The sequence below is a fragment of the Roseobacter sp. HKCCD5988 genome (assembly GCF_037830355.1).
Lineage (GTDB): Bacteria > Pseudomonadota > Alphaproteobacteria > Rhodobacterales > Rhodobacteraceae > M30B80.
On sequence record NZ_JBBLYJ010000001.1, the window covers coordinates 1,294,376 to 1,320,299 of the forward strand.

Genomic DNA, 25,924 nt, shown 5'->3' on the forward strand with positions numbered 1-25,924 from the left:
GGGCACAAAAAACCCCGCCACAAGAGGGCGGGGAAATATTTTTGTAAATTAGGTGCTTTTTCTGCCCATTGCGGCCAAACGTGGCAGCATGGCAGAGAAATCTTTGCCGCGCCCATCTTCGTTTTCGACAAATTGCGTGTAGATCGCCTCAGCCAATGCGCCAAGCGGGGTGGCGGCATCCGCGGCCGTTGCGGCATCCTGCGACAGGCGCAGATCTTTAAGCATCAATTCCGCCGCAAATCCAGGCTTGTAGCCGTTATCAGCGGGGCTTTGCGGCCCAACACCGGGGGCAGGGCAATAGGCATTGATCGACCAACTGGCACCCGATGAAGTCGAGACAACATCAAACATCGCGTGCCGCTCAAGACCCAGCTTATCGGCCAGCGCAAAAGCCTCGCACGTGCCAATCATAGTGATCCCTAGGATCATATTGTTGCAGATCTTTGCCGCCTGACCATTTCCCGCTGCACCGCAATGCACGGCCTTTTGCCCCATGATCTCGAACAGGGGCGCTGCGCGGGTGAAATCCGCCTCATCCCCGCCGACCATGAATGTCAGCGTGCCTGCTGCCGCCCCACCAACGCCCCCTGAGACGGGCGCATCGAGAAACCCGATCCTTTTCGCGGCGGCGGCCTCGGCAATTGCGCGGGCCGCGTCAACCTCAATGGTTGAGCAATCAATCACCAGCGCGCTCTGTGGCAGAACGGCCAAAACTTCATCCGCCACGGCGCGTGCAATCATGCCATTGGGCAGCATGGTGATCACCACTTCAGCCCCATGGGCGGCCTCCGCCGCCGATGTGGCGCAGGAGATCCCGTCAGGTGCGGCAGCCGTGTCGAACCCCGTGACCGTGTGACCTGCGTTTTGCAAATTAAGCGCCATGGGTGCACCCATATTGCCCAATCCGATGAATGCGATCTGCATGGTTTGGCCCCTTATTCCTGCTTAATCCAGTTTCAGCGCCCGTGGCCCCAATGGCAAGAGCAGCGATGCCACCATCGCGGGCGGCACATCGCGCGGGCTGCTATGCATCCAATTCGGGTTGCGGTCTTTGTCGATGATCTGCGCGCGCACACCCTCTAGGAAATCGGCCTTTTCCACTGCGCGCGAGGTAAAGCGGTATTCCTGCTCTAGCGCATTTTCGATTGTGTCGCGCAGGCGCGCACGATGCACCAGTTCCACCGTGCAGGCCATCGACAGGGGTGATTTCTTGCCCATCTCGGCTAAGATGGATTTTGCAAAATCGCTGTCAGAGAATTCCAACGCATTGAGAATATCGCGCAGGGTTTCGCCACCAAAATAGTGGTCAATCTCGGCTTGCAGGGCGGCAAGCGGGGCAACAGGGGAGCTGTGGCCTGCGGCGGCCTGATCCACCAAATCATAATCCGCGCTTTCGCAAAGCTGGGTAATCAATGTGGGCCAATCCGCCTCAGGAATATAATAATCCGCAAAGCCCGCGTAAATCGCATCGGCCCCTGTCATCCGCGCGCCCGTGACGCCCAGATATTCGCCCAAGCGACCTTGGGCGCGGCTCAGGATCAAGGTGCCGCCGACATCTGGCACAAGGCCGATTCCAACCTCAGGCATGGCAAGAATGCTGCTGTCGCCCACGATACGATGCGAGGTGTGACAGCCCAATCCAACGCCGCCGCCCATCGTATAGCCTTGCATGAAGCTGATCACAGGGCGGGGGAAGTGGACTAGCTTTGCATTCATGCGATATTCATCGGCCCAGTAGCGCGCGCCAATTTCCATATCGCCCGCGCGACCCGCCTCGTAAATTTCGGCAATGTCCCCGCCTGCACAAAAGGCCCGCCCGCCCGCTGCATCTAGGATCACAATCTCGACTGTCTCATCCGTGGCCCATGCGTCAATTGTTGCGGCAATTTCCGCGCACATCGATTGCGATAGCGCATTAAGGGCCTGTGGTCTCGTCAGCGTGATACGACCTGCGCGCCCGTCTTTTCGGATATTGAGAAACTCTGTCTCGCTCATGGCCCCCTCCCTAGTGTCACAGCGAACCCCCGCGCAAGGTCTGCGCGGGGGCTTGTGTTAAGTTTGGTGATTTTCGCGGCAGGATCAATCCATTGCCTTGAAGTTAAACGCAGCCCCTTCCTTGATCCCGCTTGGCCAACGCGAGGTCACGGTTTTGGTGCGGGTGTAGAAACGGAAGGAATCTGGCCCGTGCTGGTTCAAATCGCCAAAGCCTGACCGCTTCCAACCGCCAAAGGTGTGATAGGCCAAGGGAACAGGGATTGGCACGTTGATGCCAACCATCCCGATATTCACGCGGGACGCAAAATCGCGCGCTGCATCGCCGTCACGGGTAAAGATCGCGGTGCCATTGCCATATTCGTGATCCATCGCAAGACCCAAAGCCTCTTCGTAGGAAGCAGCGCGCACGGTCGACAGAACGGGGCCGAAAATCTCGGTTTTATAGATATCCATGTCGGGGGTGACGCGGTCAAACAGATGCGCGCCCACAAAGAACCCGTTTTCATAGCCTTGCAGATTGAAATCGCGGCCATCGACAACCAATTCCGCGCCCTGATCTACGCCCGTTTGCACAAGGCGCAGGATGTTTTCCTTCGCGGCTTTGGTGACAACTGGCCCGAAATCGACATCATTGGCTGCGGTATAAGGGCCAACCTTCAAGGCCTCGATCCGCGGGACAAGTTTTTCGATCAACCGATCTGCGGTTTCGTCACCCACTGGCACGGCCACGGAAATCGCCATGCAGCGTTCGCCTGCCGCCCCATAGCCCGCGCCGACCAAGGCGTCAGCGGCCTGATCCATATCGGCATCGGGCATGATGATCATATGGTTTTTCGCCCCGCCAAAGCATTGGCAGCGTTTGCCTGTTTCGGCCGCGCGGCTATAGATATATTGCGCGATTGGGGTCGACCCAACAAAGCCAACGGCCTGAATGATCTCGCTGTCCAAGATGGCATCCACAGCACCCTTATCGCCATTGATCACTTGGAACACGCCATCAGGCAAACCCGCCTCTTTCAAAAGCGCACCCAACATCATCGGGCAGGACGGATCGCGTTCCGAAGGTTTGAGGATCATCGCGTTGCCCGATGCCAAGGCAGGGCCCAATTTCCACAAGGGGATCATGGCGGGAAAGTTAAACGGCGTGATCCCTGCAACAACGCCCAAAGGTTGGCGCATGGAATACATGTCAATGCCAGGGCCTGCGGCATCTGTGAATTCACCCTTCAGCAGATGCGGTGCGCCGATGCAAAATTCGATCACCTCTAGCCCGCGCTGAACATCGCCTTTCGCATCTGGGAAGGTCTTGCCATGTTCGCGGCTGATGGCCTCGGCCAGTTTGTCCATATCGCGGTTAAGAAGGCGCACCAATTCCATCATCACGCGCGCGCGGCGTTGTGGGTTTGTGGCGCCCCATGCAATTTGCGCCTCTGCGGCGGAGGCGATCGCGCGATCCATTTCTTCCTGCGAGGCCAATGCCACCTGCGCCTGCACTTCCCCTGTTGCGGGGTTAAAGACATCCGCTGTGCGGCCTGATGTGCCCGCGACATGCGCGCCGTTAATCCAGTGACCGATCTGTTCCATGATCCCACCCTTTTGTTGAAAATCTACACTTGGTGGCTGTTCTATACTTGCAATCCTGTCGGGAAAAGAGGAAGAAATCCAAATTAGTCTTGCATTTTTGCAAAATGGATGGGGCGATGAATTGGGATGATATCCGTGTCTTTCTGGCCGTTGCGCGGGCCGAAAGCCTGACAGGGGCAGGGAAAACCCTGCGGCTTGATGCGGCCACAATCGGGCGGCGTATTGCACGGCTTGAGGCGCGGCTGGGGGCCGAGCTGTTTGTGAAATCCCCGCAAGGCTATGTCCTGAGCAGTGTAGGCGAGGAGCTTTTGCCCGCGGCCGAGGCTGCCGAGGCGGCCCTTGCCGTTCCTCTTGCGGGCGGGCAGGGGCAGGCGGGGCTGTCTGGCACGGTGCGGATCGGCGCACCTGATGGCTGCGCCAATTATTTGCTGCCACAGGTCTGCGCGGCCATTCGCGCCGATAACCCTGATCTCGATATCCAAATTCTGGCCCTGCCGCGGGTTGTGAACCTATCCAAGCGCGAAGCGGATTTAGCGATTACTGTCAGCCCACCCGATGCGGGGCGGCTTTTGGTGCAAAAGATCACCGATTACCATTTGCATTTGGCAATGCGCGCCGATCTGACGCCGCCAGATGATCTGGCCAAGGCGCGGGATCATGCGGTGGTGGGCTATATTCCCGATATGATTTTCGACAAAGAATTGGACTATCTTGGGCTATTGGGGCGCGGACGGGTGCAGATGGCGTCAAATTCTGTCGCGGTGCAATTGCACATGCTGCGGCAGGGCGGGATTGGCTTTGTGCATGATTTTGCACTGCCTTTTGCGCCCGAATTGCGGATTGTGCTGAAGGATGACATCAGCCTGAAACGGGCCTTTTATCTTGTGCGCCACGAGCAAGATCGGCGCTCTGACAGGTTGGGGCGTTTGGTTAAGGCTTTGTCAGCGGGGCTGCGCGCCGAGGTGGCGCGGCTTGAAGCGGAGGCGGCGGCGCGCTGCTTTTAGCTTGCGTTTCGCGGCGCAATAATGTTGCGTGACCCCGTAATTGCGGCAGCATATGCCAAGTTTGGGAGATTTGCAGATGCGCACAGGCCTATATCCGGGCACATTCGATCCAATCACATTGGGCCATGTCGATATTATCCGCCGTGCGGCCAAATTGGTTGATCGATTGGTGATTGGTGTTGCGATCAACCGCGATAAAGGCCCGCTTTTCACCCTTGAGGAACGGGTGGCTATGGTCGAGGCCGAAAGCGCGAAACTGTCACGCGCCACGGGCATTGAGATTGTCGCGCATCCCTTCGACAATCTTTTGATTGATTGCGCGCGCGAGGTTGGGGCGGGGCTTATCATCCGTGGCCTGCGTGCGGTCGCCGATTTCGAATATGAATTCCAGATGGTCGGCATGAACCGCAAACTGGATGATGAGATCAACACTGTCTTTTTGATGGCCGAGGCCGAGCATCAGGCGATTGCCTCAAAACTGGTCAAAGAAATCGCGCGGCTTGGGGGCGATGTCAGCCATTTCGTGCCGCCCGCTGTGCATCAAGCGCTAGACGCGAAATTCTCATCCTGATAGGTCAAGGCCAAAGTCAGATATCCGCAAAAGGAATAAAGGCATGGCCGAGATCAAAGACCCCGAAAACACCATCCTGATGGAGCTGAAAGAGGGCACTGTCACCATCGAATTGCTGCCCGACATTGCGCCTGCGCATTGCGCGCGCATGAAGGAATTGGCGCGTGAAGGCGCCTATGATGGTGTGATCTTTCACCGCGTGATTGACGGGTTCATGGCGCAAACGGGCGATGTTGAACATGGCAATGGTGACAAGGGCGCGAATATCCGCATGGCGGGCACGGGCGGTTCGGACAAGCCTGATTTACCTGCTGAATTTTCTGGCATTCCGCATGATCGCGGCACATTAGGGGCAGCGCGCTCTTCCAACCCCAATTCGGCAAACAGCCAGTTCTTTATCAATTTTAACGACAACCATTTCCTCAATCGCCAATACACCGTTTATGGCCGCGTTATTGCAGGGATGGAGCATATTGACGCGATCACCCGCGGCGAGCCGCCCGCAAACCCTGATAAAATGATCAGCGTGAAGGTGGCCGCAGATGTGTAAGCTTGGCGCAGCGATGGCCTTGCTTCTGGCAAGCCCTGCCTTTGGGGCGGGGCTAGAGATTGATATCGCGGGCAAGGCGAATGGCGCGATCGTCATCGACTTGTTCGAGGATGTCGCGCCAGAACATACGGCGCGGATGCTGCAACTGGCCGAAGATGGCGCCTATGATGGCGTGGTGTTTCACCGAGTGATTGATGGGTTCATGGCACAAACGGGCGATGTGGAATATGGCCGCATCGGACAAGATATGCGCTTTGCAGGGCGGGGCGGATCCCAATATCCAGACCTGCCTGCCGAGTTTTCTGATATCAGCTTTGAGCGAGGCGTGGTCGGCATGGCCCGCGCCGCGAACCCAGACAGCGCCAATTCGCAATTCTTCATCATGTTTGCCCCCGTGCCCCAATTGAATGGGGATTACACCGTTGTGGGCGAGGTCACATCGGGGATGGAGATTGTCGATCAGATCAAGCGTGGGCTTGGGCCAAATGGCGCTGTGATTGGCGAGCCTGATCAGATGGCGGCTGTTCGGGCCATTCGTGATTGACCAAAGACAAGCCCGCCGTGTTCAGGCGGGCTTGCGTGAAAGATAGCCCCCATGGCCCGCCCTTCGCTTTTGCAGCTTTCGGATATTTCACTGACCTTTGGCGGTGACCCTATTTTTGATGGGTTGGATTTGGTTGTGCATCATGGGGATCGCGTGGCGCTCGTTGGGCGCAACGGGTCGGGCAAATCGACCTTGATGAAGGTCATGGCGGGGTTGACCGAACCTGACACAGGCAGCATCACAAGCCCGCAAGGCACCTCGGTCGGCTATATGGAACAAGAGCCTGATTTTACGGGCTTTGCCGCATTGGGTGATTTTGCCACGGCCACGCTTGGCCCAAGCGAAGCGTGGCGGGTCGAGGCCTTGGCCGATGGTCTTAAGCTGCGTCTTGACGCTGATCCTGCCAAGGCGTCTGGCGGGGAGCGCCGCCGCGCAGCCCTTGCACGGCTTTTGGCCGAAGAGCCTGATATCATGCTTTTGGACGAGCCCACCAACCATCTTGATATCGAGGCCATCGGATGGCTCGAGGCGCGGCTTGAAGAAACCCGCACAGCCTTTGTCGTGATCTCGCATGATCGTGCGTTTTTGAACGCCTTGACCCGCGCCACCTTATGGGTGGATCGCGGGCAGGTGCGCCGCAATGAGCAAGGCTTTGCCAGCTTTGAGGCGTGGCGCGATAAGGTTTGGGACGAGGAAGACACAGCGCGCCACAAATTGGATCGCAAAATCAAATCCGAGGCCCGTTGGGCCGTTGAGGGGATCAGTGCGCGGCGCAAACGCAATCAGGGCCGTGTGCGCGCTTTGGCCGATTTGCGCGCAGAACGCGCTGCAATGATCCGCCGCCAATCCACCGCCGCCATGGTGTTGGAGGAGGGCTCGCAATCTGGCCGCAAGGTGATCGAGGCCAAGGGAATTTCAAAATCCTTTGTAGAAACGCAAATTCTCAAACCTTTTGATCTTCGCATTTTGCGCGGGGATCGGGTGGGGTTTGTCGGCCCTAATGGAGCAGGCAAAACCACCTTATTGAATCTCCTGACGGGCCAACTCGCGCCTGACACGGGGCAGGTCACCTTGGGCAAAGGTCTTGAGATGGCGGTGTTTGACCAAAACCGCGCAGGGTTGAACCCCGAGGCCAGTCTGTGGGACAGCCTGACCTTAGATCGTGAGATTGCGGTGAATGGATCATCTGATCAGGTCATGGTGCGCGGCAGTCCCCGCCATGTGATGGGCTATCTCAAAGATTTCCTGTTTGACGAGGCGCAAGCGCGCGCGCCTGTGCGCTCTCTCTCGGGGGGCGAGCGGGCGCGATTGATGCTTGCCAAAATCATGGCGCGCGAAAGCAATCTTTTGATCTTGGACGAACCGACCAATGATCTGGATATCGAGACATTGGATTTGCTGCAAGACCTGCTTGGCGACTATGCGGGCACGGTTCTTTTGGTCAGCCATGATCGCGATTTTCTGGATCGGGTTGCCACCAGCACGGTTGTCCTTGAGGGGCAGGGCCGTGCGCAGGTCTATGCGGGTGGATGGAGCGATGCCTTGGCCCAAGGCGCGCGGATTGGGGCGGCGCAGGAGGATCGCGAAGCACCGCCTGCCGCAAAATCAGGCCCTGATCGGGTGGTGTCAAATGCGGGTGCAAAACCCGCTGCGGGTCTCAGTTTCACGGAAACTCATCGTCTCAATGAGTTGCCATCGGTGATTGCGCGGCTTGAGGCGGAAATGGGCAAGCTGTCTGAATTGCTGTCTGACCCTGATCTCTACACGCGCGAGCCTGTCAAATTCGCCAAAGCAACCGAGGCCTTGGCCGAACGTCAGGCGAAACTTGCGGCTGCCGAAGAAGAATGGCTGCTGCTTGAGGAAAAGGCGCAAGGGGTGTGAGCGCCCAAACGGCGCTAATATTCGACAGGGTTAAAGGTCCAATTCCTCAACAAAGCGCGCATTATCTTGGATGTATTGGAACCGCAATTCGGGCTTTTTGCCCATCAAACGTTCCACCAGATCCCCGGTTTCGCCGGGCGTGTCCTCATCCACTGTGACACGGATCAACTTGCGCGAGGCGGGATCCATCGTGGTTTCCTTTAGGTCTTTGGCGTCCATCTCGCCCAGACCCTTAAATCGGCTCACATCAATCTTGCCGCGCCCGCCTAAGCCACGCGCCATCCAGCTCTCTTTCTCGGCCTCATCAAGGGCATAGACCCTATGCGCGCCTTGGGTCAGGCGGAACAAGGGCGGGCAGGCGAGATAGAGATGACCCTGATCAATCATCGGACGCATCTGGGTGAAGAAAAATGTCATCAAGAGCGAGGCGATATGCGCCCCATCGACATCCGCATCGGTCATGATGATGATTTTGTCATAACGCAAATCTTCAACATTGAACTTCGTGCCCATCGACACGCCCAGCGCCTGACACAGATCGTTGATCTCTTGGTTTTGGCCCATTTTGGAGGAGGCCGCACCAAGCACGTTCAAAATTTTACCACGCAGAGGCAGCAGGGCTTGGGTCTTGCGGTCGCGGGCCATTTTGGCAGACCCGCCCGCACTGTCGCCTTCCACGATAAACAATTCGGTGCCTTCGCGGTTCGTGGCCGAACAATCCACCAACTTGCCCGGCAGACGCAGGCGCTTGGTGGCGGATTTGCGCTGTGTTTCTTTTTCTTGTCTGCGGCGCATGCGTTCTTCGGCGCGTAGGATCAGAAAATCGAGGATCGCACCCGCCGATTTGGTATCGGCGGCTAACCAATTGTCAAAGCGGTCGCGCACCGCCCCTTCGACCATGCGCGCCGCTTCGGTGGTGGCGAGGCGGTCTTTGGTTTGCCCGACAAATTCGGGTTCGGCGATAAAGCATGACACCAGCGCACACCCGCCCGCAGTCAGATCTTCGCGGGTGATGTTCGCGGCCTTGCGATTGCCCGCCAATTCGCCATAGGCGCGAATGCCCTTCAGGATCGCCGCCCAAAAACCAGCCTCATGTGTGCCGCCCTCAGGCGTGGGAACGGTGTTACAATAAGATTGGATGAAGCCATCGCGCGCAGGTGTCCAATTAATCGCCCATTCGACCAAACCCGCCGCACCGAAGCGTTCTTGAAACTCTACCTTGCCCGCAAAGGGGGCTTGCGCATAGGTCGCGGCATTTCCCAAAACCTCGCCCAGATAATCGGCCAAGCCGCCCGGGAAATGGAACGTGGCCTCTTGTGGGGTTTCGCCGTCATCAATTGCGGATTTCCAACGAATTTCCACGCCTGAAAACAAATAGGCCTTAGAGCGCACCATTTTGAAAAGGCGGGCAGGCTTAAAGCGATGGCTGCCAAAGATTTGTTCATCGGCATGAAAGCTGACTTGCGTGCCGCGCCGATTGGGGGCCGCGCCAAGGTTCTGCAATCCCCCTTGAGGCAGGCCGCGCGAGAATTCTTGCGCGTAAAGCGTGCGATTGCGGGCCACCTCGACCCGCAAATGATCGGAGAGCGCATTCACGACCGATGCCCCAACCCCGTGCAAGCCGCCCGAGGTTTGATAGGCCTTGCCCGAAAACTTACCGCCCGCGTGGAGGGTGCATAAAATTACCTCAAGCGCGGATTTGTCGGGGAATTTGGGATGCGGATCAATCGGCATCCCGCGGCCATTGTCGCGGATTGTGACGGTGTAATCTGCGGCCAGTTCAATCTCAATCCGATTGGCATGGCCAGCGACAGCCTCGTCCATCGAGTTGTCAAGGATTTCTGCCACCAAATGGTGCAAGGCGCGTTCATCGGTGCCGCCAATATACATGCCCGGGCGCTTGCGGACGGGTTCCAACCCTTCCAACACCTCAATAGATGAGGCGTCATAGGCCTGTTCCGAGGCCGCTTGGCCCAAAAGATCATCCGCCATGCTCTGCTCAATCACATTTTTGCTTTACGATTTTGCCTATATTGGCAGCTTTATCTCGCGGCGAAAAGCCAAAAACGGCCTTGCAAACCACTACATCTTGGGCGCTTGCGCGTGTTTGCATGTCAACCAAATCTAAATTTGCGCCAGATCAAATAAAGGCGCGCGTCAATTTGTTACTTGGATTTTCAACAGCGAAGGGACTATCTGACACGCAACGCTGGCCGTTATCCCTTAAACCACGGCCTGCGCGCGGAAATGTAAGGAGACGAGTGTGGATTATAACAACGCCCTTAATCATGCCTTGGATAGCCTTCACAACGAGGGTCGCTATCGCACGTTCATTGATATTGAACGCCGCAAGGGACAATTTCCGCACGCAACTTGGACGCGGCCCGATGGCAGCCAGCAGGATATCACAGTCTGGTGTGGCAATGATTATTTGGGCATGGGGCAACACCCTGTCGTTTTGAACGCTATGCACGAGGCGCTTGACGCCACAGGCGCAGGGTCTGGCGGCACGCGCAACATTTCAGGTACCACTGTCTATCACAAGCGCCTTGAGGCGGAATTGGCCGATTTGCACGACAAAGAGGCAGCGCTTGTGTTCACCTCTGCCTATATTGCCAATGATGCAACCCTCTCGACCCTGCCGCGGCTGTTTCCGGGTCTGATCATCTATTCGGATGAGTTGAACCACGCCTCTATGATTGAGGGCATTCGCCGCAATGGCGGGGCAAAGCGCGTGTTCAAACACAATGATCTTGCTGATTTGCGCGCCAAACTGGCGGCAGATGATCCTGCTGCGCCAAAATTGATTGCCTTTGAATCGGTCTATTCGATGGATGGCGATTTTGGCCCGATTTCGGGGATCGTAGAATTGGCCGAGGAATTCGGCGCCTTGACCTATTTGGACGAGGTTCACGCGGTGGGGATGTATGGCCCACGCGGGGGCGGGGTGGCCCAAAAACTGGGCTTGTCGGATCGTATCGACATTATCAATGGCACGCTTGGCAAAGCCTATGGTGTGATGGGCGGATATATCGCGGCATCGGCCAAAATGTGTGATGCTGTGCGCTCCTATGCTCCGGGTTTCATTTTTACAACATCACTGCCACCTGTGGTTGCAGCGGGCGCTGCCGCTTCGGTTGCGCATCTCAAGACGGATCAGGCCCTGCGCGATCTGCATCAAGAGCGCGCAGCAGTTCTGAAACTGCGCCTAAAGGGGATGGGCCTGCCCATCATTGATCACGGTAGCCACATTGTGCCAGTGATCGTACGTGACCCTGTTCATACCAAGAAAATCTCGGATATGCTTTTGCGGGATCACGGGATTTATGTGCAGCCCATCAATTTCCCAACTGTTCCCCGCGGGACAGAACGGTTACGCTTTACCCCAAGCCCTGTGCATGACCCCAAAATGATGGATGCTTTGGTGCATGCCATGGATCGCCTCTGGAGCCATTGTGCGCTGAATCGTGCCGAGTTGGCGGGTTAATACACAATAAGTTTATCGCCTAGCCTAGCTTATGCTATTGTGTCATTGGGGGATGACGGGGCCGATACGAATCGGCCTTCGAATATATGGGCAACGGAAAAGCAGTTTTGGCCAGAAACTGCATCCAAGGGCAGGTTGAGCGGGGCGCCAAATGGGGCATGATGAGACGGGGATGATGGGGGCATCAACAGAAGAATTGCACAGCGAATTGCTGATGGATGTGCCTTTGGGCGATCTGATGCGCGGTGAACGCGCAACCATGGGTAAATCGCTACAGGATGTTGAGGCGGATTTGCGGATCCGTGCCTCATATATCGCTGCTATCGAAAACGCAGATTTAACGGTCTTTACGTCGCGCGGGTTTATCGCGGGTTATGTGCGGTCATATGCGCGGTATCTGGGTCTTGACCCTGAATGGGTGTTTTCGCGGTTTTGCGAGGAAACAGGGTTTTCAGGGGTCAGCGGGTTCTCTCCCGAGGTGGATCGCACCGCGCGCAGACCGCAGAAAATTGAAATGCCCAAAGGCCAGATGGGCGGCCTGCAAGAAGACCGCCGCTTTTCAAAGCGCCATGTTTTATACGACACGGATGATGGGTTTCTCCCTCGACTTGAGGCGGGCGCGCTTGGCTCGCTTTTTGTCTTGTCGGTGGTTTTGCTTGGCGTGGGCTATGGCGCGTGGGTCTTGCTTAATGATTTTCAGCGCGTTCAATTCGCACCTGTCGCTGATACGCCCGTTGCATTAACAGCGCTTGACCCGCTGCCCTTGCCGCAAAACACAACCAGCGATTTGACCGATGCAAGCCCCGCTCTGCCCGCCCAAGAAGAGACGCGCGACAGTGCCGCGATGGAGCGTCTTTATCGCCCCACCTTGCTTGAGGCCCCGGTCTTGGTGCCGCGTGACCGCGCCATCAGCACCTTGAACCCCTCAACCACAGGGGCTTTTGCCCGCGATAACAGCCCCGTCTTGCGCCCCGATGATATCTCGCGCGCGATTGCCGCCGCAGGAGGGGGGGAGGCCGCACCGACCGCCTCAACCAGCAATCCGCCCGTGACCCAAGAGCCGCGCGATGAGGTCGTCCTGTTTGCTGTGCGCCCCTCATGGATCAGGATCACCACGACTGATGGCACCGTTCTTTTTGAGGGCACGTTGAATGCGGGCGATAGTTATACCGTCCCCGTCATGGATGAGGAGCCCGTGCTGCGCGCAGGCAATTCAAGTGCGCTTTATTTTGCGCTGAACTCTGTCACCTTTGGCCCTGCGGGTGAAGGCAGCAGTGTGATTAAGGATGTGCCGATTTCTGCCGATCAGATTCAAACCCGCTATTCCATTGCAAGCGCGGCCTCTGATCCACAATTGCCCGAAGTGGCGCAATTGGTTCTCGAGCGCCTGGCGCAAGGCGAATAAATCGGGGGCCTGTTCGCGCTCTGCGTGTCCAAGCATTGTGCAATCGGTGGCAAGGGCTTATCTTGCGCGGTGAAACGTCTTTGCGATGCGACAAGATAAAGGTCACACTCCCCATGTCTCATAATCCGATCCGCCCTTGGCGCAATATCGACCGCCGCAAAAGCCGTCAGATTCATGTAGGATCTGTGCCAGTTGGGGGGGATGCACCGATTTCCGTACAAACCATGACCAACACCCCCACCACCGATATAAAGTCGACCATCGCACAGGTGCAGGCCTGTGCCGAGGCAGGCGCTGATATCGTGCGCGTCTCCGTGCCAGACGAGGCCAGCTCGAAGGCGCTGAAAGAAATTGTGCGCGAAAGCCCTGTGCCAATCGTTGCAGATATCCATTTCCATTATAAACGCGGCATTGAGGCGGCAGAGGCAGGCGCGGCCTGTTTGCGGATCAATCCTGGCAATATTGGCGATGCAACCCGTGTGCGTGAGGTGATCAAGGCCGCCCGTGATCATAATTGCTCGATCCGTATTGGGGTGAATGCGGGCTCCTTGGAAAAGCACTTGCTTGAGAAATATGGCGAACCTTGCCCTGAGGCAATGATTGAATCAGGTCTCGATCACATTCGGATCTTGCAAGATAATGATTTTCACGAGTTCAAAATCTCGGTCAAAGCGTCCGATGTGTTTTTGGCGGCTGCGGCTTATCAAGGTCTGGCTGAGGCCACCGATGCCCCCATCCATTTGGGCATCACTGAAGCAGGCGGTTTGACCTCTGGCACGATCAAATCTGCAATTGGTTTGGGCAGCCTGCTGTGGATGGGGATTGGCGACACGATCCGTGTCAGCCTTTCTGCCGATCCTGTGCAAGAGGTGAAAGTTGGCTATGAGATCCTCAAATCCTTGGGCCTGCGCCATCGCGGAGTGAATATCATTTCCTGCCCATCTTGCGCGCGTCAGGGCTTTGATGTGATCAAAACAGTCGAGGCTCTGGAAAAGCGTCTTGAGCATATCAAAACCCCGATGAGCCTTTCGATTATCGGCTGTGTGGTCAACGGGCCGGGCGAGGCGCTGATGACCGATGTGGGCTTTACAGGCGGCGGTGCTGGGTCAGGTATGGTCTATCTTGCAGGCAAACAAAGCCACAAGCTGAACAATGACCAAATGATCGACCATATCGTAGAGCAGGTCGAAAAAAAGGCCGCCCAACTTGAGGCGGCACAGAAAACCGAAGCGGCGGAATAACCCCTTAGGGGATCAGACGCGCCACATAGGGGGGCAGGGCGAACGCGCCGCGATGCACCTCGGGGGTATAATAATCTGTGCTGATCCCTGCCGCTTTGAACCGCGCCTCAAGGGTGGTAAGATCAACATGCCGCGCGTTACTGTCACTGCCCCAGCCAAAGGCCATAGGCCCGCCTGCATAGGTCGGAATGCTCGCCAGATAGCAGCTGTAATCAGAAAATAGCGTCTTGAAGGCCCGCATTGTGCCTGTCAGCTCATCCCCTTGCAGGAACGGAACCCCGTTTTGCGTGACCAAAATCCCACCTTCGGCCAAACGCGCCTTGGCGTGGCCGTAGAAATGATCGGTAAAGAGAACCTCACCGGGGCCAACGGGATCAGTGCTGTCGATGATGATGACATCATAGACATCCGCGTTTTGTTTCATGAACACGGCACCATCATTGATCACAAGATCAAGGCGGAGGTCATCAAAGGCCCCATCTGAAATAGCGGCCAGATATTTCTTGGAAAAATCCACCACGCCCGCGTCAATCTCGACCATGGTCACCTGTTCGATGCTGTCATGTTTCAGCACCTCCCGCGCCATGCCACCATCGCCGCCGCCCACAATCAGCACGCGCTTGGCGGCCCCATGGGCCAAGATCGGCACATGGGTCAGCATTTCATGATAGATGAAATTATCCGCTTCGGTCACCTGCACCACGCCATCAAGCGTTAAGATGCGCCCGAAAGTGGGGTTTTCAAACACGCGTAGGCGTTGGTGATCAGTTTCGCTGTCATAATGCATTTGCGCCACGCGCAAGGCTTGCCCGTGATCTTGGTGCAGACGCTCAACGCTCCAATCGCGCGTGGTTTCAGGATCGCTCATCGGCGGCCTCCTTTCGAGCAGTTTGGGGCAGGGGGAGGGGCGGGGTTTCACCGCCCCTGCACGCGCAGTTATGCCGCGGCAATCGCCTCGGTCACCAGGCCTTCGCCGCGCAGCAATTCTGTGACGCGCACATCTTGCGTGCCAAAGGCCGCTTTAAGCACATCCACCGCGCGCCATGGTTCGGCATCGCCGCACATAAAGACGTCAAATGCGCCATAGCCAATCTCGGGCCATGTATGCACGGAGATGTGGCTTTCCGCCAAAACCGCCACACCCGACACGCCTTGGGGGCTGAATTTGTGGGTATGAATGTGCAGAAGCGTTGCCCCACATTCGCGCACGCAGTCGCGAAATGCAGTTTGAATCCGCGCCTCATCATCAAGGCCATGGCCATTGACGACTTCGAGGATCAGATGCGTGCCCGCGAAAACGCGGCCATCGCGGCGAATGAAGTGATCATCGCGTGTTTCATCGAACACGCTTCTGTCAGCCGAAAGGCTGTGAGTGTCTTCCGCATGGGCGCCTGTCTCCAGACCAGTCCCCAGTTGGAAGAGGTCGGCGCTAGACATAGCACGCCCCCTTCTTACCAGCAGATTGATGTGGTGGGCCCTTAGCGCCCCCCCGCTGGTAGCAGCGAGGTTGGGATCGGCACCCGGTTCGTTACGGGGCCACGTAGTGCGTCATGTTTCCCATTTCAAGGAAAATCTTGGCATATGTTTCGATTCTTTTTATTCGGCCACGAAATCGGCCTGTTTCGCCCCGGTCAGTCGCAAAAGCTGTTCGGGGGAGATGCCGAAAATATGGCGCGGTGTGCCTGCCGCCGCGTATACCAAATCAAAGGCTAAAAGCTGCGGGTCAAACCATATGCGCAAGGGGCTCAGATGCCCGACAGGGGCCACGCCCCCGATTGCAAAGCCCGTGACACGGCGAATCGTGTCGGCATCCGCCCGCGCCAAGGCGCACCCAGTCAGGGCTTCGGCCTGCGAGGGATCGACCTGATTACCGCCTGCGGTGATGAACAAAACCAACTCACCGCTCGCGACCTCGCGGAATATGATTGATTTCGCAATTTGATCGATTTGGCATTGCGCCGCACGCGCCGCATCTTCGGCGGTGCGGGTGCCTTCGGCCATCTCAAGGATCACAGGCTCTAGCCCCGCCCTCTCTAGGGCATGGGCCACGCGGGCAAGGCTTTTGCTCATGCGCATTCCCTTCTATCATCTATCACAACCTTTGAGCGCAAACGCATGATAATGACAAGATGACCCAAAACGCCGCCCCCTTCGCCACTCGGATCACCCGCGCCCCCCTTGCCTATGACGGCGCCTTGGCGACAGGTCTATTCGCGGATCTGCCCCAATTGAACGACCTTGCGCCTGAACTGCGTGAGGTCATCCATGGCGTTGCCGGATGTGCGCCGTATCTGGCGGGCCTGATCCGCCGCGAAGTCGATTGGTTAATCCCCACCCTCAGCGCCGCGCCTGAGGCGGGTATGGCTGCAATTTTGGCAGAGGCGGCCGCCTTGGGGGCCAGTGATCTGGATGCGGGGCTGCGCCGCCTCAAACGCCGCGCCGCGATCCTTGTGGCTTTGGCCGATTGTGGCGGTGTTTGGGATTTGTTGACCACCACGGCCCTCTGGTCGCAATTCGCCGATGCCTGTGTGCAGGCGGCGCTACGGGTTCATGTTGGGGCCGAGGCGCGGCGCGGACGCATTCCGACCCAAACCGAGGAGGATGCGCTGCGCGATGGCGCGGGAATGGTGGTGCTTGCGATGGGGAAAATGGGGGCGGGAGAGTTGAATTATTCCTCTGACATTGACCTGATCTGCCTCTTTGATGAGACAAGATTCGATGCAGGTGATGAGATGGAGGCGCGCACAGGGTTAGTTCGCGCAACCCGCCGCATTGCCGCAAGTTTGGGAGAAATCACATCCGAAGGTTATGTGTTCCGCACCGATCTTCGGCTGCGCCCTGATGCCTCTGTGACGCCCGTCTGTATCTCAATGGCTGCGGCTGAACGCTATTACGAGGCGGAGGGACGAAATTGGGAGCGCGCCGCATATATCAAGGCGCGCGCTGCCGCAGGTGATCTTGCGGCAGGGGAGCGGTTCTTGAAAACCCTCACCCCTTTCGTGTGGCGCAAGCATTTGGATTTCGCCGCTATCCGTGACACCCAAGACATGCGCCAGCGTATTCGCGACCATAAGGGCCTGCACGGGTTCACCCTTGAGGGGCATAATATGAAACTGGGGGCGGGCGGCATTCGTGAGATCGAATTTTTTGCCCAGACCCGCCAATTGGTGGCGGGTGGCAGAGATCCCGATTTGCGGATGCGGCGCACGGTTGATGCTTTGGCCGCCTTGGCCAAGAAATCATGGGTTGATCCAGAAGTCACAGAAAGCCTGACCGCGCATTACATCGCGCATCGCGAGGTCGAGCATCGTTTGCAGATGATCCATGACGCGCAGACGCACAGCTTGCCCAAATCGCCCGAAGGGTTTGCGCGGCTTGCGGCCTTTATGGGCGGGGGCGATGTCGCCACATTTCGTGCCGCGCTTCTGGCGCGATTGCACGCAGTTGATGACGCCTGCGAGCCGTTTTACACACCGCAAAAGCAAGCTGAGATTGAACATGAAGATGTCACTCTTACTCCTTCACAAATTGAGATTTTATCACGTTGGCCGGGCTATTCCTGTTTGCGCGCATCACGCGGGCGCGAGATTTTCGAACAGATCAAACCCGCCCTATTGACCAAGCTGATGAAATCCGCAAATCCAGATGAAAGCCTTTCAAATTTTGACAGCTTTCTCAAAGGTTTGCCTGCAGGTGTTCAACTATTTTCTTTATTCCAGTCAAACCCGTCATTGATTGATCTTTTGGCCGATATCTGCGCAACAGCGCCCGCGCTTTCCATATACTTGTCGCGCAATGCTAAAGTTCTAGATGCAGTTCTCAGCGGTGGGTTCTTTGCGCCATGGCCCGCACGGGGCGAATTGCTGCAATCTCTCAGCAGCGCGCTTGAAGGGCTTGATTATGAAGGACAGTTGGACGCCGCGCGCCGTTGGCTGAAAGAATGGCATTTCCGTGTTGGGGTGCATCACCTGCGCGGCCTGATTGAGGCCGAAGAAGCGGCCAAGCAATATACCGATTTGGCCGATGTGGTGATTGCCTGCTTCTGGCCTTTGGTCTGTTCGGAATTGGCCAAAAAACATGGGGTCGCGCCGGGTCGCGGTGGGGTTGTTTTGGCCATGGGGAGCCTTGGGGCTGCGCGGCTCACGGCGGGATCGGATTTGGATTTGATCGTCATTTATGACGCGGGTGGTGTTGAGATTACGGATGGCCCGCGCCCATTGGACGCGCGGGGGTGGTTCTCGAAGGCGACAAAAATGCTGATCACCTCACTCTCTGCACCGACCTCAGAGGGGCGGCTTTACGAGGTTGATATGCGTCTGCGACCCTCAGGCCGCAAGGGGCCGGTTGCGACATCGTTGGAGGCCTTCACGCATTATCAAATGAATGAGGCATGGGGGTGGGAGCATATGGCCCTCACCCGCGCACGGGTTGTTGCAGGCGATGCAAGCCTTGGCGCAGATGTAGAAGCCACGCGGATGCAGGTGATCCAAAACCCGCGCAAGCCAAGCACGATCATCGCGAATTTGGCCGATATGCGCCAACGCCTTGCGGCGGTAGGGCGCAAGGGCAGCACCTTTGACGTCAAGGCGGGCATGGGCGGTATGCAGGATATTGATCTGATCGGGCAAGCGGGCTCGCTGATCGCGGGCAGTGCGGCCCGTGCCACTGCGCGCCATCTGCGCGCAGCGGCCAAATGCGGTTGGCTGACCCAAGCCGAAGCGGAGGCCTTATCCGCCGCGCATGAGCTATTTTCTCGTGCGGCGCAGGCTGCGCGCCTCTTGACGGACGCGCCGCTTGATCCAAGTGATATCGGGCAGGGCGGGCTAGAATTTCTGGTGCGCGCCACGGGCCACGCAGATCGCGCCAGTTTGGAAACTGCGCTTGACGCTGGCCGCGTGGAATCTGTCGCAATTATCGAGGCCGCTTTGACGCGCAAGCCCTAGATCGGCCAAGGGCATATGGGATGCAGGAGTTTCGGTGTTATGAAGGGCGATATCTATGATCCAAAGGCGCTGATCCGCGAGGCCTATCGCATCGAGGGGATCACGCGGGGCGAATGCCGCACGATTTTCATGGATTGGGCATTGTCCATCACCTCGGATGACCCCAAAATCTATATTCGCCATCTGCTTGAGCAATATGCAGCCGAAGATAAAGGGCACCCGATGAGCGAAACCCTGCGCGAGGCGCTTGAGCAAGCCCCGCGCGCTGTGCGCCGTGGGGGACGCGCCGCACGGGTGGGGCAATAAGGTATTATTTGACGATTATGTCAGGTTTGCTCGCATGGGTGCCCCGCTCGCGATAGGGGGTGGTGTCATATTGCGCCCGATAGCATTTTGAAAAATGCGAGGGGGATGCAAAGCCGCAGGCCAATGCCACATTGATCACGCTCATATCGGTTTGCATCAGCAGATTGCGCGCTTTGGCAAGGCGCAATTCCATATAATATCGCTTGGGGCTGCGGTTCAGGTAACGGCGGAACAATCGCTCTAATTGGCGCGTGGACATTCCGACCTCCTTGGCCAAACTTGCCGGGCTGATCGGGTCTTCGATATTATGCTCCATCATCCGAATAACTTGGCTGAGTTTTGGATGACGCACGCCGATGCGGGTTGGAATTGACAGGCGCTGCGTGTCTTGGTCGGTGCGGATCGAGGTATAGATCAACTGATCAGCCACCAAATTCGCCAATTCTTCGCCGTGATCATTGGCGATGATTTTCAGCATCAAATCAATCGAGGCGGTGCCGCCTGCGGTGGTGATGCGGTTGCCATCAATCACAAAGACCGATTTTGTAAGGGTGACGTCTTCGAATTCCTCGGAAAAGCTGTCTTGGTTTTCCCAATGGATCGTGGCGCGTTTGCCGTCCAACAGCCCCGCCTTGGCCAAAGTATAGCCTGCGGTGCACAGCCCGCCCACAACCGAACCGCGCCGCGCCTCTCGCCGCAACCAGTTGAGAATGCGCTTCGTTGTGGCGGATTGCACATCAATCCCGCCGCACAGCATGATTGTGTCTTCGCGGGTCAGCTCTTCGAGATCCATATCTAGCTTATAGCCGATCCCCGCAGAGCAATACGCAACCTCGCCCCCATCCCCCGCTAAGGCCCATTCATAGAGTGTGCGTCCCGACATCCGATTGGCAATGCGCAAAGCTTCGACTGCAGAGGCAAAGCAGAGCATCGTAAAGCGATCCAACAGCACGAAAACATAGCGTTTCGCGGCGTCTGCATCGCGGGGGGTTGGTCTGCTCATCTCCAGAGTCCTTTGAACAAAGCCACAGTTATTAAACATCGCACCGAGGCGCATATCACGATGCAACCTTACGTGGTCGTTTCTCATCGAAACCACCAAATTGCGCGCGCCGCAAGCCCCCCTTTTGATCCGTAGCTTGCGAAATTGCCATTGGACGCGGGGGGTTTTCGCGTCTATAAGCAGGCTGAAATCGTAATTTTTATGGAAGACCGAAGGAGGCTCCCATGGGTGCTGAAGCCGCACAAACATGGACGAAATCTAGCTGGCGCAGCAAGCCGCGCGTGCAGATGCCTGATTATCCTGATCAGGCAGCATTGGCGGCGGTTGAGGCGCAGCTTGGTAAATATCCTCCTCTGGTTTTCGCGGGTGAGGCGCGTCGCCTCAAAGCCGCGCTTGGCAAAGCGGCCCGTGGTGAGGCGTTTTTGCTGCAAGGGGGCGATTGCGCCGAAAGCTTTGCTGAATTTTCGGCAGATTCCATTCGCGATACCTTCAAAGTCATGCTGCAAATGGCGATGGTCTTGACCTATGGCGCCAAGGTTCCCGTGGTCAAAGTGGGCCGTATGGCAGGGCAATTCGCCAAGCCGCGCTCGGCGCCCACCGAGGTGATAAACGGGGTCGAGTTGCCCTCTTATCGCGGTGATATCATCAACGAGTTGGCCTTCACGCCCGAGGCGCGCATTCCTGACCCTGCCAAGATGTTGCAGGCCTATACGCAGGCTGCCGCTTCGTTGAACCTGTTGCGGGCTTTCTCAACGGGTGGTTTCGCAGATATCGAACGGGTGCATAGCTGGACCTTGGGCTTTACCGATCACGATGACGCGGAGAGATACCGCGACATGGCCAATCATATCCAAGATAGCCTCGATTTCATGCGCGCGGCTGGCATCAGCCCACAGACCACACATGAATTGCACAGTGTCGATTTCTACACGAGCCATGAGGCGCTGTTGTTGGAATATGAGGAAGCCCTGTGTCGGATTGACTCGACCACGGGCAAACCGATTGCAGGCTCGGGTCATATGATCTGGATTGGCGACCGCACCCGTCAGCCAGAGGGCGCGCATGTTGAATTCTGTGCAGGGGTGCAAAACCCGATTGGTCTGAAATGCGGCCCAACCACCACCGAGGATGATCTGAAAATCCTTATGGATAAGTTGAACCCAGAAAATGAGGCAGGCCGCCTGACATTGATTGCGCGCTTTGGTGCTGGCAAAGTTGGCGATCATCTGCCACGCCTTGTGCGCACGGTGCAATCGCACGGGGCAAATGTGGTCTGGAGCTGTGACCCAATGCACGGCAACACGATCAAATCGGCCAGTGGGTTTAAGACGCGGCCCTTCGACTCGGTTTTGCGGGAGGTGCAGGAATTCTTTGCCATCCACCGCGCCGAAGGCACCATTCCGGGCGGGGTGCATTTCGAGATGACAGGCAAAGATGTCACCGAATGTACAGGTGGCGTGCGCGCTGTGACTGATGAGGATCTCTCAAGCCGCTATCACACGGCCTGTGATCCGCGCCTCAATGCCAGCCAGTCGCTTGAATTGGCCTTCTTGGTGGCGGAGGAATTGTCCTCAACCCGCTGTGATGCAGCTGCAGCGGCGGCGGGATAAAACCCCGCCGCGCTGATGAGCTAGCCTGCGCGCGCCCCTGACAAGACGCGCAGATAGGGCACTTTGGTTGGTTTCATGTCCATATGGGGCGGCGGCGTTACAGCCGCCGTTTCTTTATCGAGCGGGTGCAGATCCGTGCGCTCAATCTCAAATCGATAGGGCGCATGGTTAAGCGGCCCTTTGGTCACAAAAGCCCCAATGGCGCGATCAATCACGCCCGAGGCGCTTTGCAAGGGCAAAAGGATCATGCGCGCCAAAACGGGTGGCTCAATCCCACTATAGCTGCTTTCCAGTCTTATATCCAATTCCGCAGGCCCCGCGAAAACAGGCTCGACCGCAGCGGCATTCCCCGCAGTTCCATCCCCATAACATCGCATAAATGCGTGCCACCCAGTTTCAGGCGCAAAATCTCGCCGCCGAGATTTTCCACCAAAAACACGAATGGTAGGGCCGCGCCTAAGATGTGCGGCTGCAAATCGCGTGCTTTGGGTGGTTGGTGGACGGTGTCACGCAAACTGTTCCAATGCTGCCGCAATCGCGTGAAGGCCATATGGTGATCAAGGGTTTCGTCCTTGTCACGCGCGCCATCGCCAAAATAATAATTCCACATCGTTTTCCCCTATCCTCAACGGGTTCGATACGCCTGCTGCATGCCCCTATGCGGCGGATCGAAGGTTTATGTGCTGAGGTGTGTTACCTGGGGCATAGTAACGGCAAATTTTCGAAAAATTCAGCCCATATGACAGAAATTGGTTAATGGGGCATGGGCGCTGCTTTGGCTTGACCTCTGCGGTCTGATCCTCAAGATGCGCGCGCAAAGTAAAGATCGCCATAGAAAGACGCGCCTGATGTCTCAGACCGATGCAAAATCTCTCAACGCTGCCACACGCCGTGGCTTGCTGATCATTCTTTCTTCGCCTTCGGGCGCGGGGAAATCCACATTGGCACGGCGTCTGATGGCATGGGACGGGTCGTTGCGGTTTTCAGTATCCGCCACCACGCGCGCGCCGCGTATTGGCGAGGTGGATGGGGAACATTACCATTTCCTCGATCGCGCTGGGTTTGAGCGGATGGTGGATGAGGGCGCGATGCTGGAACATGCCGAGGTGTTCGGCAATCTCTACGGCAGCCCGATGCCACCTGTGCGTGCGGCCATTGATGCAGGGCGCGATGTCTTATTTGACATAGACTGGCAGGGGGCGCAGCAAATCCGCAACTCGGCGCTGGGCGCGCATGCGCTGTCGATCTTTATCCTGCCGCCGAGCATTGCAGCCTTGCACGAACGCCTGGTGACGCGCGCACAAGATGATGCCGAAACCATTACCAAACGGATGGCAAAATCTTGGGACGAGATCAGCCATTGGGATGGCTACGATTACGTTCTCGTCAATGATGATCTGGACGCGTGCTTTGACAATCTGACCACAATCATCACGGCTGAACGGATGCGCCGCATTCAACAGCCAAGCCTTGCCGGGTTTTTGCGGGGTTTACAAAGTGAATATGAGGGGATGCGCGCGCCATGATTTACGCGTTTGAGGGTCATCAGCCCGATATCGCCGCCGATGCATGGGTTGCCGATGATGCCAATGTCATCGGCAAGATTGCCCTTGCTGCCGAAAGCAGCATTTGGTTTGGGGCCACGTTGCGCGGTGACAATGAACTGATTTCCATTGGCGCGCGCAGCAATCTGCAGGAAAATGTGATTTGCCATACAGACCCAGGTCTGCCCCTGACTGTGGGCGAGGATTGCACCATTGGGCATCGCGCGCTTTTGCATGGCTGCACGATTGGTGATGGCACATTGATTGGCATGGGCGCGATGGTGATGAACGGTGCGGTTGTCGGTAAGGGCTGCTTGATCGGGGCGGGGGCCTTGATCCCTGAGGGCAAAGTTATTCCTGACGGCAGTTTGGTGATGGGGATGCCAGGCCGTGTTATTCGCGCGCTAGACGAGGCGGCGCGCGCAGGGCTTATTCAATCGGCGGCGGGTTATGTGGCCAAAGCCGCGCGGTTTCGCGCAGGATTGCAGGCGTTATAACCGCGACCCTTGCAGGCTGATCTGCACACGGGTGTCCGAGAGGCTAAGGGAAATCTCAGCCCCGATGTCAGCGACTTCCTTTAACAGCATCAGGAATTGCACCTCGCGCGGGCTTGGGGTGCTGTGACTGGCCCCGCCGAGCCATGCCAGACCTGATAAGTCGTGCAAGATCCGTGGCCCGTCAGCGCCGACTGTAAGCGTGCCGCGCTCTGGCTGTGCGATTGTGATATGCCCCCCCATAGGAAGGGCCGCTTCGGCACAGGCGATCATCAAAAAGGCGCTTTTTACATGATGGCGCGGTAAATCCCCCGTCAAAAGCCAGTCAACTGTCATGCGGCCCGCGCCATACATCTGGCTCAGAATATTGCGCGATTCGCGTTCAGAGATATGCTGATCAGGCCGCGCCGCGCCATAGGCGATCCGGAAAAACCGCAACCGCGCTTCGGTATCGCGCAGCGCATCGGCAATCAGGGCCGTTTCAGGACTATTGGCCATGCCACTCATTTGCAGAAGCTCAACCCCGTTTGACACAGCTCCCAAAGGGTTGCCCAAATCATGGCAGAGCCGCGATGCAACCAGGGCTGACAAATCCTGTGAATTTCGGCTAAAGACGATTTGATCCATCAATGAGGCCTCCTATGACCGAAGAGTTGAATGCGCTGCTTGAGCCTGGAATGTTGGTGCGCAACCCTGCGCAACCCGATTGGGGGTTGGGGCAGGTGCAATCCAATATTGGCGGCAAGGTGACCGTCAATTTCGAGCATCAAGGCAAACAAGTGATCGACTCCCGCCATGTGACATTGCTGCCCGAATGGGGCGCTTAAGGGTTCGGTCTACTGGAATGATGGTTAACAATACCCTAATTCTGCATCACGAAGATCATATCTTGGAAAGGCGCATCGCGCTGCACAGATAAACCCATTTGCCCCAAAGGCCGCAAAATTGCGGCGCGAAAGGCACAGCCAAGACAGGAAGGCCCACCTTATGGTGTCGCAAGAGCCGCATTTTGAGCTGCGATTGGCCTCAAGCCCGGAGGATATTCGCGCGGCACAGCGCCTGCGCTATGAGGTATTCGTGGCGGAATTGGGCGCTGATGGGGCCTTGGTGGATCACGAGGCGCGGCTTGAGGCAGATCGCTTTGACCCATTTTTTGATCATCTCATGCTTCTGGATCATCGCCGCGCTGTGGGCGAGCAAGTTGTGGGCGTTTACCGTGTAATGCAGGAGCACGGGGCCAAAGCCGCAGGTCAATTCTATTCTGAAGATGAATATGATCTCGCGCCGCTCAAATCTTCGGGTCGGCGTTTGCTGGAATTGGGGCGGTCTTGCGTTCATGCCGATTATCGCGGGGGCACGGCGCTGATGCATTTATGGAATGGGCTGGCCGATTATATCGTGACCCATGAGATTGAAATTTTATTTGGTGTGGCGTCACTGCATGGCACCGATGTGGCTGAATTGGCCGCGCCCCTGTCATTGTTGCATCACCGCCATCTTGCTCCTGAGGGGCTGCGCCCAAAGGCGCGGGCGGCGGGTTATCAGGATATGAACCTCATTGCCGAAGACGCGCTTGAGCGCACGGCTGCTACGCGTGCGCTGCCCGCGTTGATCAAGGCCTATCTGCGCCTTGGCGGTGCGGTTGGGCAGGGGGCCTTTGTCGATCACGCCTTTAATTGCACAGATATTTGTTTGATCCTTGATACGGCCCTGATGTCGGAAAAACACCGCGCGCTCTACGCGCGGGGGCGGGGGATATAGG

The 25,924-nt window shown here is 57.2% G+C and carries 26 protein-coding genes; 15 read left to right on the forward strand and 11 right to left on the reverse strand.

Translation table 11 applies throughout. From position 1 onward, the window contains the following. Positions 1 to 48: 48 nt before the first annotated feature. The 3 genes from mmsB to AAC636_RS06445 form a co-directional block, all read right to left on the reverse strand. A complete protein-coding gene (gene mmsB, locus AAC636_RS06435) occupies positions 49 to 924 on the reverse strand; it encodes a 3-hydroxyisobutyrate dehydrogenase (protein ID WP_340260826.1) in 876 nt (291 codons plus the stop codon). A 21-nt stretch (positions 925 to 945) separates the two neighbouring features. Beyond that, positions 946 to 1,995, reverse strand: coding sequence for an enoyl-CoA hydratase/isomerase family protein (locus tag AAC636_RS06440; RefSeq protein WP_340300819.1), 1,050 nt, complete (start codon positions 1,993 to 1,995; stop codon positions 946 to 948). Positions 1,996 to 2,079: 84 nt separating this feature from the next. Further along, positions 2,080 to 3,579 carry a CoA-acylating methylmalonate-semialdehyde dehydrogenase gene (locus tag AAC636_RS06445; protein WP_340300820.1) on the reverse strand — a complete coding sequence of 500 codons (1,500 nt, stop codon included), beginning with the start codon at positions 3,577 to 3,579 and terminating at the stop codon, positions 2,080 to 2,082. A 116-nt stretch (positions 3,580 to 3,695) separates the two neighbouring features. Here AAC636_RS06445 and AAC636_RS06450 point away from each other — a divergent pair, with 116 nt between their 5' ends. From AAC636_RS06450 to AAC636_RS06470, 5 genes are all read left to right on the forward strand, one after another. Continuing rightward, complete coding sequence (locus tag AAC636_RS06450) at positions 3,696 to 4,583, forward strand: LysR family transcriptional regulator (RefSeq protein ID WP_340300821.1); 888 nt, start codon at positions 3,696 to 3,698, stop codon at positions 4,581 to 4,583. Between the two features lie 76 nt (positions 4,584 to 4,659). Next, positions 4,660 to 5,154: a pantetheine-phosphate adenylyltransferase gene (coaD, locus tag AAC636_RS06455; RefSeq protein ID WP_340300822.1), complete on the forward strand. Its 495-nt coding sequence runs from the start codon at positions 4,660 to 4,662 to the stop codon at positions 5,152 to 5,154. A 43-nt stretch (positions 5,155 to 5,197) separates the two neighbouring features. Then, the gene (locus tag AAC636_RS06460) at positions 5,198 to 5,704 is read left to right on the forward strand and encodes a peptidylprolyl isomerase (RefSeq protein ID WP_340300823.1); all 507 of its coding nucleotides are present in this window, start codon (positions 5,198 to 5,200) and stop codon (positions 5,702 to 5,704) included. Then, positions 5,697 to 6,248, forward strand: coding sequence for a peptidylprolyl isomerase (locus AAC636_RS06465; protein WP_340300824.1), 552 nt, complete (start codon positions 5,697 to 5,699; stop codon positions 6,246 to 6,248). The genes AAC636_RS06460 and AAC636_RS06465 overlap by 8 nt, the downstream gene beginning before the upstream one ends. Before the next feature lie 51 nt (positions 6,249 to 6,299). Then, positions 6,300 to 8,129 (forward strand): ABC-F family ATP-binding cassette domain-containing protein, encoded by a 1,830-nt coding sequence (locus tag AAC636_RS06470; RefSeq protein WP_340300825.1) that lies wholly within the window; start codon positions 6,300 to 6,302, stop codon positions 8,127 to 8,129. Positions 8,130 to 8,159: 30 nt separating this feature from the next. On the opposite strand, the gene parE is transcribed toward AAC636_RS06470, so the two are convergent. Further along, positions 8,160 to 10,121: a DNA topoisomerase IV subunit B gene (parE, locus tag AAC636_RS06475; protein WP_340300826.1), complete on the reverse strand. Its 1,962-nt coding sequence runs from the start codon at positions 10,119 to 10,121 to the stop codon at positions 8,160 to 8,162. Between the two features lie 271 nt (positions 10,122 to 10,392). On the opposite strand from parE, the gene hemA reads away from it, so the two are divergent. From hemA to ispG, 3 genes are all read left to right on the forward strand, one after another. Further along, a complete protein-coding gene (gene hemA, locus AAC636_RS06480) occupies positions 10,393 to 11,616 on the forward strand; it encodes a 5-aminolevulinate synthase (protein WP_340300827.1) in 1,224 nt (407 codons plus the stop codon). A 172-nt stretch (positions 11,617 to 11,788) separates the two neighbouring features. Then, complete coding sequence (locus tag AAC636_RS06485) at positions 11,789 to 13,021, forward strand: helix-turn-helix domain-containing protein (RefSeq protein WP_340300828.1); 1,233 nt, start codon at positions 11,789 to 11,791, stop codon at positions 13,019 to 13,021. Between the two features lie 113 nt (positions 13,022 to 13,134). Beyond that, on the forward strand, positions 13,135 to 14,262 hold the full coding sequence (ispG, locus tag AAC636_RS06490; RefSeq protein ID WP_340300829.1) for a flavodoxin-dependent (E)-4-hydroxy-3-methylbut-2-enyl-diphosphate synthase: 1,128 nt from the start codon (positions 13,135 to 13,137) through the stop codon (positions 14,260 to 14,262). A 4-nt stretch (positions 14,263 to 14,266) separates the two neighbouring features. Here the strand turns inward: ispG and speE are convergent, their stop codons facing one another. The 3 genes from speE to AAC636_RS06505 all read right to left on the reverse strand — a co-directional run bounded on the left by speE (position 14,267) and on the right by AAC636_RS06505 (position 16,332). After that, positions 14,267 to 15,130, reverse strand: a complete 864-nt coding sequence (gene speE / locus AAC636_RS06495) for a polyamine aminopropyltransferase (protein WP_340296869.1) — start codon at positions 15,128 to 15,130, stop codon at positions 14,267 to 14,269. 68 nt (positions 15,131 to 15,198) lie between these two features. Continuing rightward, entirely contained in the window at positions 15,199 to 15,699 is a 501-nt protein-coding gene (speD, locus tag AAC636_RS06500) for an adenosylmethionine decarboxylase (RefSeq protein ID WP_340260808.1), read from the reverse strand. Between the two features lie 159 nt (positions 15,700 to 15,858). Next, positions 15,859 to 16,332 (reverse strand): YbaK/EbsC family protein, encoded by a 474-nt coding sequence (locus AAC636_RS06505; RefSeq protein ID WP_340300830.1) that lies wholly within the window; start codon positions 16,330 to 16,332, stop codon positions 15,859 to 15,861. 59 nt (positions 16,333 to 16,391) lie between these two features. On the opposite strand from AAC636_RS06505, the gene AAC636_RS06510 reads away from it, so the two are divergent. Together AAC636_RS06510 and AAC636_RS06515 are read left to right on the forward strand one after the other, a co-directional pair. Further along, positions 16,392 to 19,205, forward strand: coding sequence for a bifunctional [glutamine synthetase] adenylyltransferase/[glutamine synthetase]-adenylyl-L-tyrosine phosphorylase (locus AAC636_RS06510; protein ID WP_340300831.1), 2,814 nt, complete (start codon positions 16,392 to 16,394; stop codon positions 19,203 to 19,205). A 39-nt stretch (positions 19,206 to 19,244) separates the two neighbouring features. Then, on the forward strand, positions 19,245 to 19,511 hold the full coding sequence (locus tag AAC636_RS06515; RefSeq protein WP_340300832.1) for a hypothetical protein: 267 nt from the start codon (positions 19,245 to 19,247) through the stop codon (positions 19,509 to 19,511). Between the two features lie 4 nt (positions 19,512 to 19,515). Here the strand turns inward: AAC636_RS06515 and AAC636_RS06520 are convergent, their stop codons facing one another. Further along, entirely contained in the window at positions 19,516 to 20,514 is a 999-nt protein-coding gene (locus AAC636_RS06520; protein WP_317654482.1) for a GlxA family transcriptional regulator, read from the reverse strand. A 224-nt stretch (positions 20,515 to 20,738) separates the two neighbouring features. On the opposite strand from AAC636_RS06520, the gene AAC636_RS06525 reads away from it, so the two are divergent. Next, positions 20,739 to 22,124 (forward strand): class II 3-deoxy-7-phosphoheptulonate synthase, encoded by a 1,386-nt coding sequence (locus tag AAC636_RS06525; protein WP_340300833.1) that lies wholly within the window; start codon positions 20,739 to 20,741, stop codon positions 22,122 to 22,124. Positions 22,125 to 22,144: 20 nt separating this feature from the next. On the opposite strand, the gene AAC636_RS06530 is transcribed toward AAC636_RS06525, so the two are convergent. Both AAC636_RS06530 and AAC636_RS06535 read right to left on the reverse strand, forming a co-directional pair. Further along, on the reverse strand, positions 22,145 to 22,501 hold the full coding sequence (locus tag AAC636_RS06530; RefSeq protein WP_340300834.1) for a hypothetical protein: 357 nt from the start codon (positions 22,499 to 22,501) through the stop codon (positions 22,145 to 22,147). Further along, entirely contained in the window at positions 22,420 to 22,734 is a 315-nt protein-coding gene (locus AAC636_RS06535; RefSeq protein ID WP_340300835.1) for a PAS domain-containing protein, read from the reverse strand. Before AAC636_RS06535 ends, AAC636_RS06530 begins: the two co-directional genes overlap by 82 nt. A gap of 238 nt (positions 22,735 to 22,972) precedes the next feature. On the opposite strand from AAC636_RS06535, the gene gmk reads away from it, so the two are divergent. Both gmk and AAC636_RS06545 read left to right on the forward strand, forming a co-directional pair. Beyond that, complete coding sequence (gene gmk, locus AAC636_RS06540; protein ID WP_340300836.1) at positions 22,973 to 23,650, forward strand: guanylate kinase; 678 nt, start codon at positions 22,973 to 22,975, stop codon at positions 23,648 to 23,650. Beyond that, positions 23,647 to 24,165: a gamma carbonic anhydrase family protein gene (locus tag AAC636_RS06545; protein WP_317654488.1), complete on the forward strand. Its 519-nt coding sequence runs from the start codon at positions 23,647 to 23,649 to the stop codon at positions 24,163 to 24,165. The genes gmk and AAC636_RS06545 overlap by 4 nt, the downstream gene beginning before the upstream one ends. On the opposite strand, the gene AAC636_RS06550 is transcribed toward AAC636_RS06545, so the two are convergent. Then, entirely contained in the window at positions 24,160 to 24,789 is a 630-nt protein-coding gene (locus tag AAC636_RS06550; protein ID WP_340300837.1) for a histidine phosphotransferase family protein, read from the reverse strand. The two genes, AAC636_RS06545 and AAC636_RS06550, sit on opposite strands and share 6 nt — an antisense overlap. A gap of 14 nt (positions 24,790 to 24,803) precedes the next feature. On the opposite strand from AAC636_RS06550, the gene AAC636_RS06555 reads away from it, so the two are divergent. Both AAC636_RS06555 and AAC636_RS06560 read left to right on the forward strand, forming a co-directional pair. After that, a complete protein-coding gene (locus AAC636_RS06555) occupies positions 24,804 to 24,989 on the forward strand; it encodes a DUF3553 domain-containing protein (protein WP_317654491.1) in 186 nt (61 codons plus the stop codon). Positions 24,990 to 25,149: 160 nt separating this feature from the next. Next, positions 25,150 to 25,923 (forward strand): GNAT family N-acetyltransferase, encoded by a 774-nt coding sequence (locus AAC636_RS06560; protein ID WP_317654493.1) that lies wholly within the window; start codon positions 25,150 to 25,152, stop codon positions 25,921 to 25,923. Position 25,924: the final 1 nt, after the last annotated feature.

What these genes read in the sequence shown, in the direction of transcription:
- AAC636_RS06560 (WP_317654493.1), top strand. Translation starts at nt 25,150, where the DNA reads ATGGTGTCGCAAGAGCCGCATTTTGAGCTGCGATTGGCCTCAAGCCCG.
- AAC636_RS06510 (WP_340300831.1), top strand. Translation starts at nt 16,392, where the DNA reads ATGACCCAAAACGCCGCCCCCTTCGCCACTCGGATCACCCGCGCCCCC.
- mmsB (WP_340260826.1), bottom strand. Translation starts at nt 924, where the DNA reads ATGCAGATCGCATTCATCGGATTGGGCAATATGGGTGCACCCATGGCG.
- speD (WP_340260808.1), bottom strand. Translation starts at nt 15,699, where the DNA reads ATGTCTAGCGCCGACCTCTTCCAACTGGGGACTGGTCTGGAGACAGGC.
- AAC636_RS06445 (WP_340300820.1), bottom strand. Translation starts at nt 3,579, where the DNA reads ATGGAACAGATCGGTCACTGGATTAACGGCGCGCATGTCGCGGGCACA.
- parE (WP_340300826.1), bottom strand. Translation starts at nt 10,121, where the DNA reads ATGGCGGATGATCTTTTGGGCCAAGCGGCCTCGGAACAGGCCTATGAC.
- AAC636_RS06505 (WP_340300830.1), bottom strand. Translation starts at nt 16,332, where the DNA reads ATGAGCAAAAGCCTTGCCCGCGTGGCCCATGCCCTAGAGAGGGCGGGG.
- AAC636_RS06530 (WP_340300834.1), bottom strand. Translation starts at nt 22,501, where the DNA reads ATGCGATGTTATGGGGATGGAACTGCGGGGAATGCCGCTGCGGTCGAG.
- AAC636_RS06465 (WP_340300824.1), top strand. Translation starts at nt 5,697, where the DNA reads ATGTGTAAGCTTGGCGCAGCGATGGCCTTGCTTCTGGCAAGCCCTGCC.
- AAC636_RS06440 (WP_340300819.1), bottom strand. Translation starts at nt 1,995, where the DNA reads ATGAGCGAGACAGAGTTTCTCAATATCCGAAAAGACGGGCGCGCAGGT.
- AAC636_RS06515 (WP_340300832.1), top strand. Translation starts at nt 19,245, where the DNA reads ATGAAGGGCGATATCTATGATCCAAAGGCGCTGATCCGCGAGGCCTAT.
- AAC636_RS06525 (WP_340300833.1), top strand. Translation starts at nt 20,739, where the DNA reads ATGGGTGCTGAAGCCGCACAAACATGGACGAAATCTAGCTGGCGCAGC.
- AAC636_RS06555 (WP_317654491.1), top strand. Translation starts at nt 24,804, where the DNA reads ATGACCGAAGAGTTGAATGCGCTGCTTGAGCCTGGAATGTTGGTGCGC.
- AAC636_RS06485 (WP_340300828.1), top strand. Translation starts at nt 11,789, where the DNA reads ATGATGGGGGCATCAACAGAAGAATTGCACAGCGAATTGCTGATGGAT.
- gmk (WP_340300836.1), top strand. Translation starts at nt 22,973, where the DNA reads ATGTCTCAGACCGATGCAAAATCTCTCAACGCTGCCACACGCCGTGGC.
- AAC636_RS06450 (WP_340300821.1), top strand. Translation starts at nt 3,696, where the DNA reads ATGAATTGGGATGATATCCGTGTCTTTCTGGCCGTTGCGCGGGCCGAA.
- AAC636_RS06545 (WP_317654488.1), top strand. Translation starts at nt 23,647, where the DNA reads ATGATTTACGCGTTTGAGGGTCATCAGCCCGATATCGCCGCCGATGCA.
- ispG (WP_340300829.1), top strand. Translation starts at nt 13,135, where the DNA reads ATGTCTCATAATCCGATCCGCCCTTGGCGCAATATCGACCGCCGCAAA.
- AAC636_RS06520 (WP_317654482.1), bottom strand. Translation starts at nt 20,514, where the DNA reads ATGAGCAGACCAACCCCCCGCGATGCAGACGCCGCGAAACGCTATGTT.
- AAC636_RS06550 (WP_340300837.1), bottom strand. Translation starts at nt 24,789, where the DNA reads ATGGATCAAATCGTCTTTAGCCGAAATTCACAGGATTTGTCAGCCCTG.
- AAC636_RS06470 (WP_340300825.1), top strand. Translation starts at nt 6,300, where the DNA reads ATGGCCCGCCCTTCGCTTTTGCAGCTTTCGGATATTTCACTGACCTTT.
- speE (WP_340296869.1), bottom strand. Translation starts at nt 15,130, where the DNA reads ATGAGCGATCCTGAAACCACGCGCGATTGGAGCGTTGAGCGTCTGCAC.
- AAC636_RS06460 (WP_340300823.1), top strand. Translation starts at nt 5,198, where the DNA reads ATGGCCGAGATCAAAGACCCCGAAAACACCATCCTGATGGAGCTGAAA.
- coaD (WP_340300822.1), top strand. Translation starts at nt 4,660, where the DNA reads ATGCGCACAGGCCTATATCCGGGCACATTCGATCCAATCACATTGGGC.
- AAC636_RS06535 (WP_340300835.1), bottom strand. Translation starts at nt 22,734, where the DNA reads ATGTGGAATTATTATTTTGGCGATGGCGCGCGTGACAAGGACGAAACC.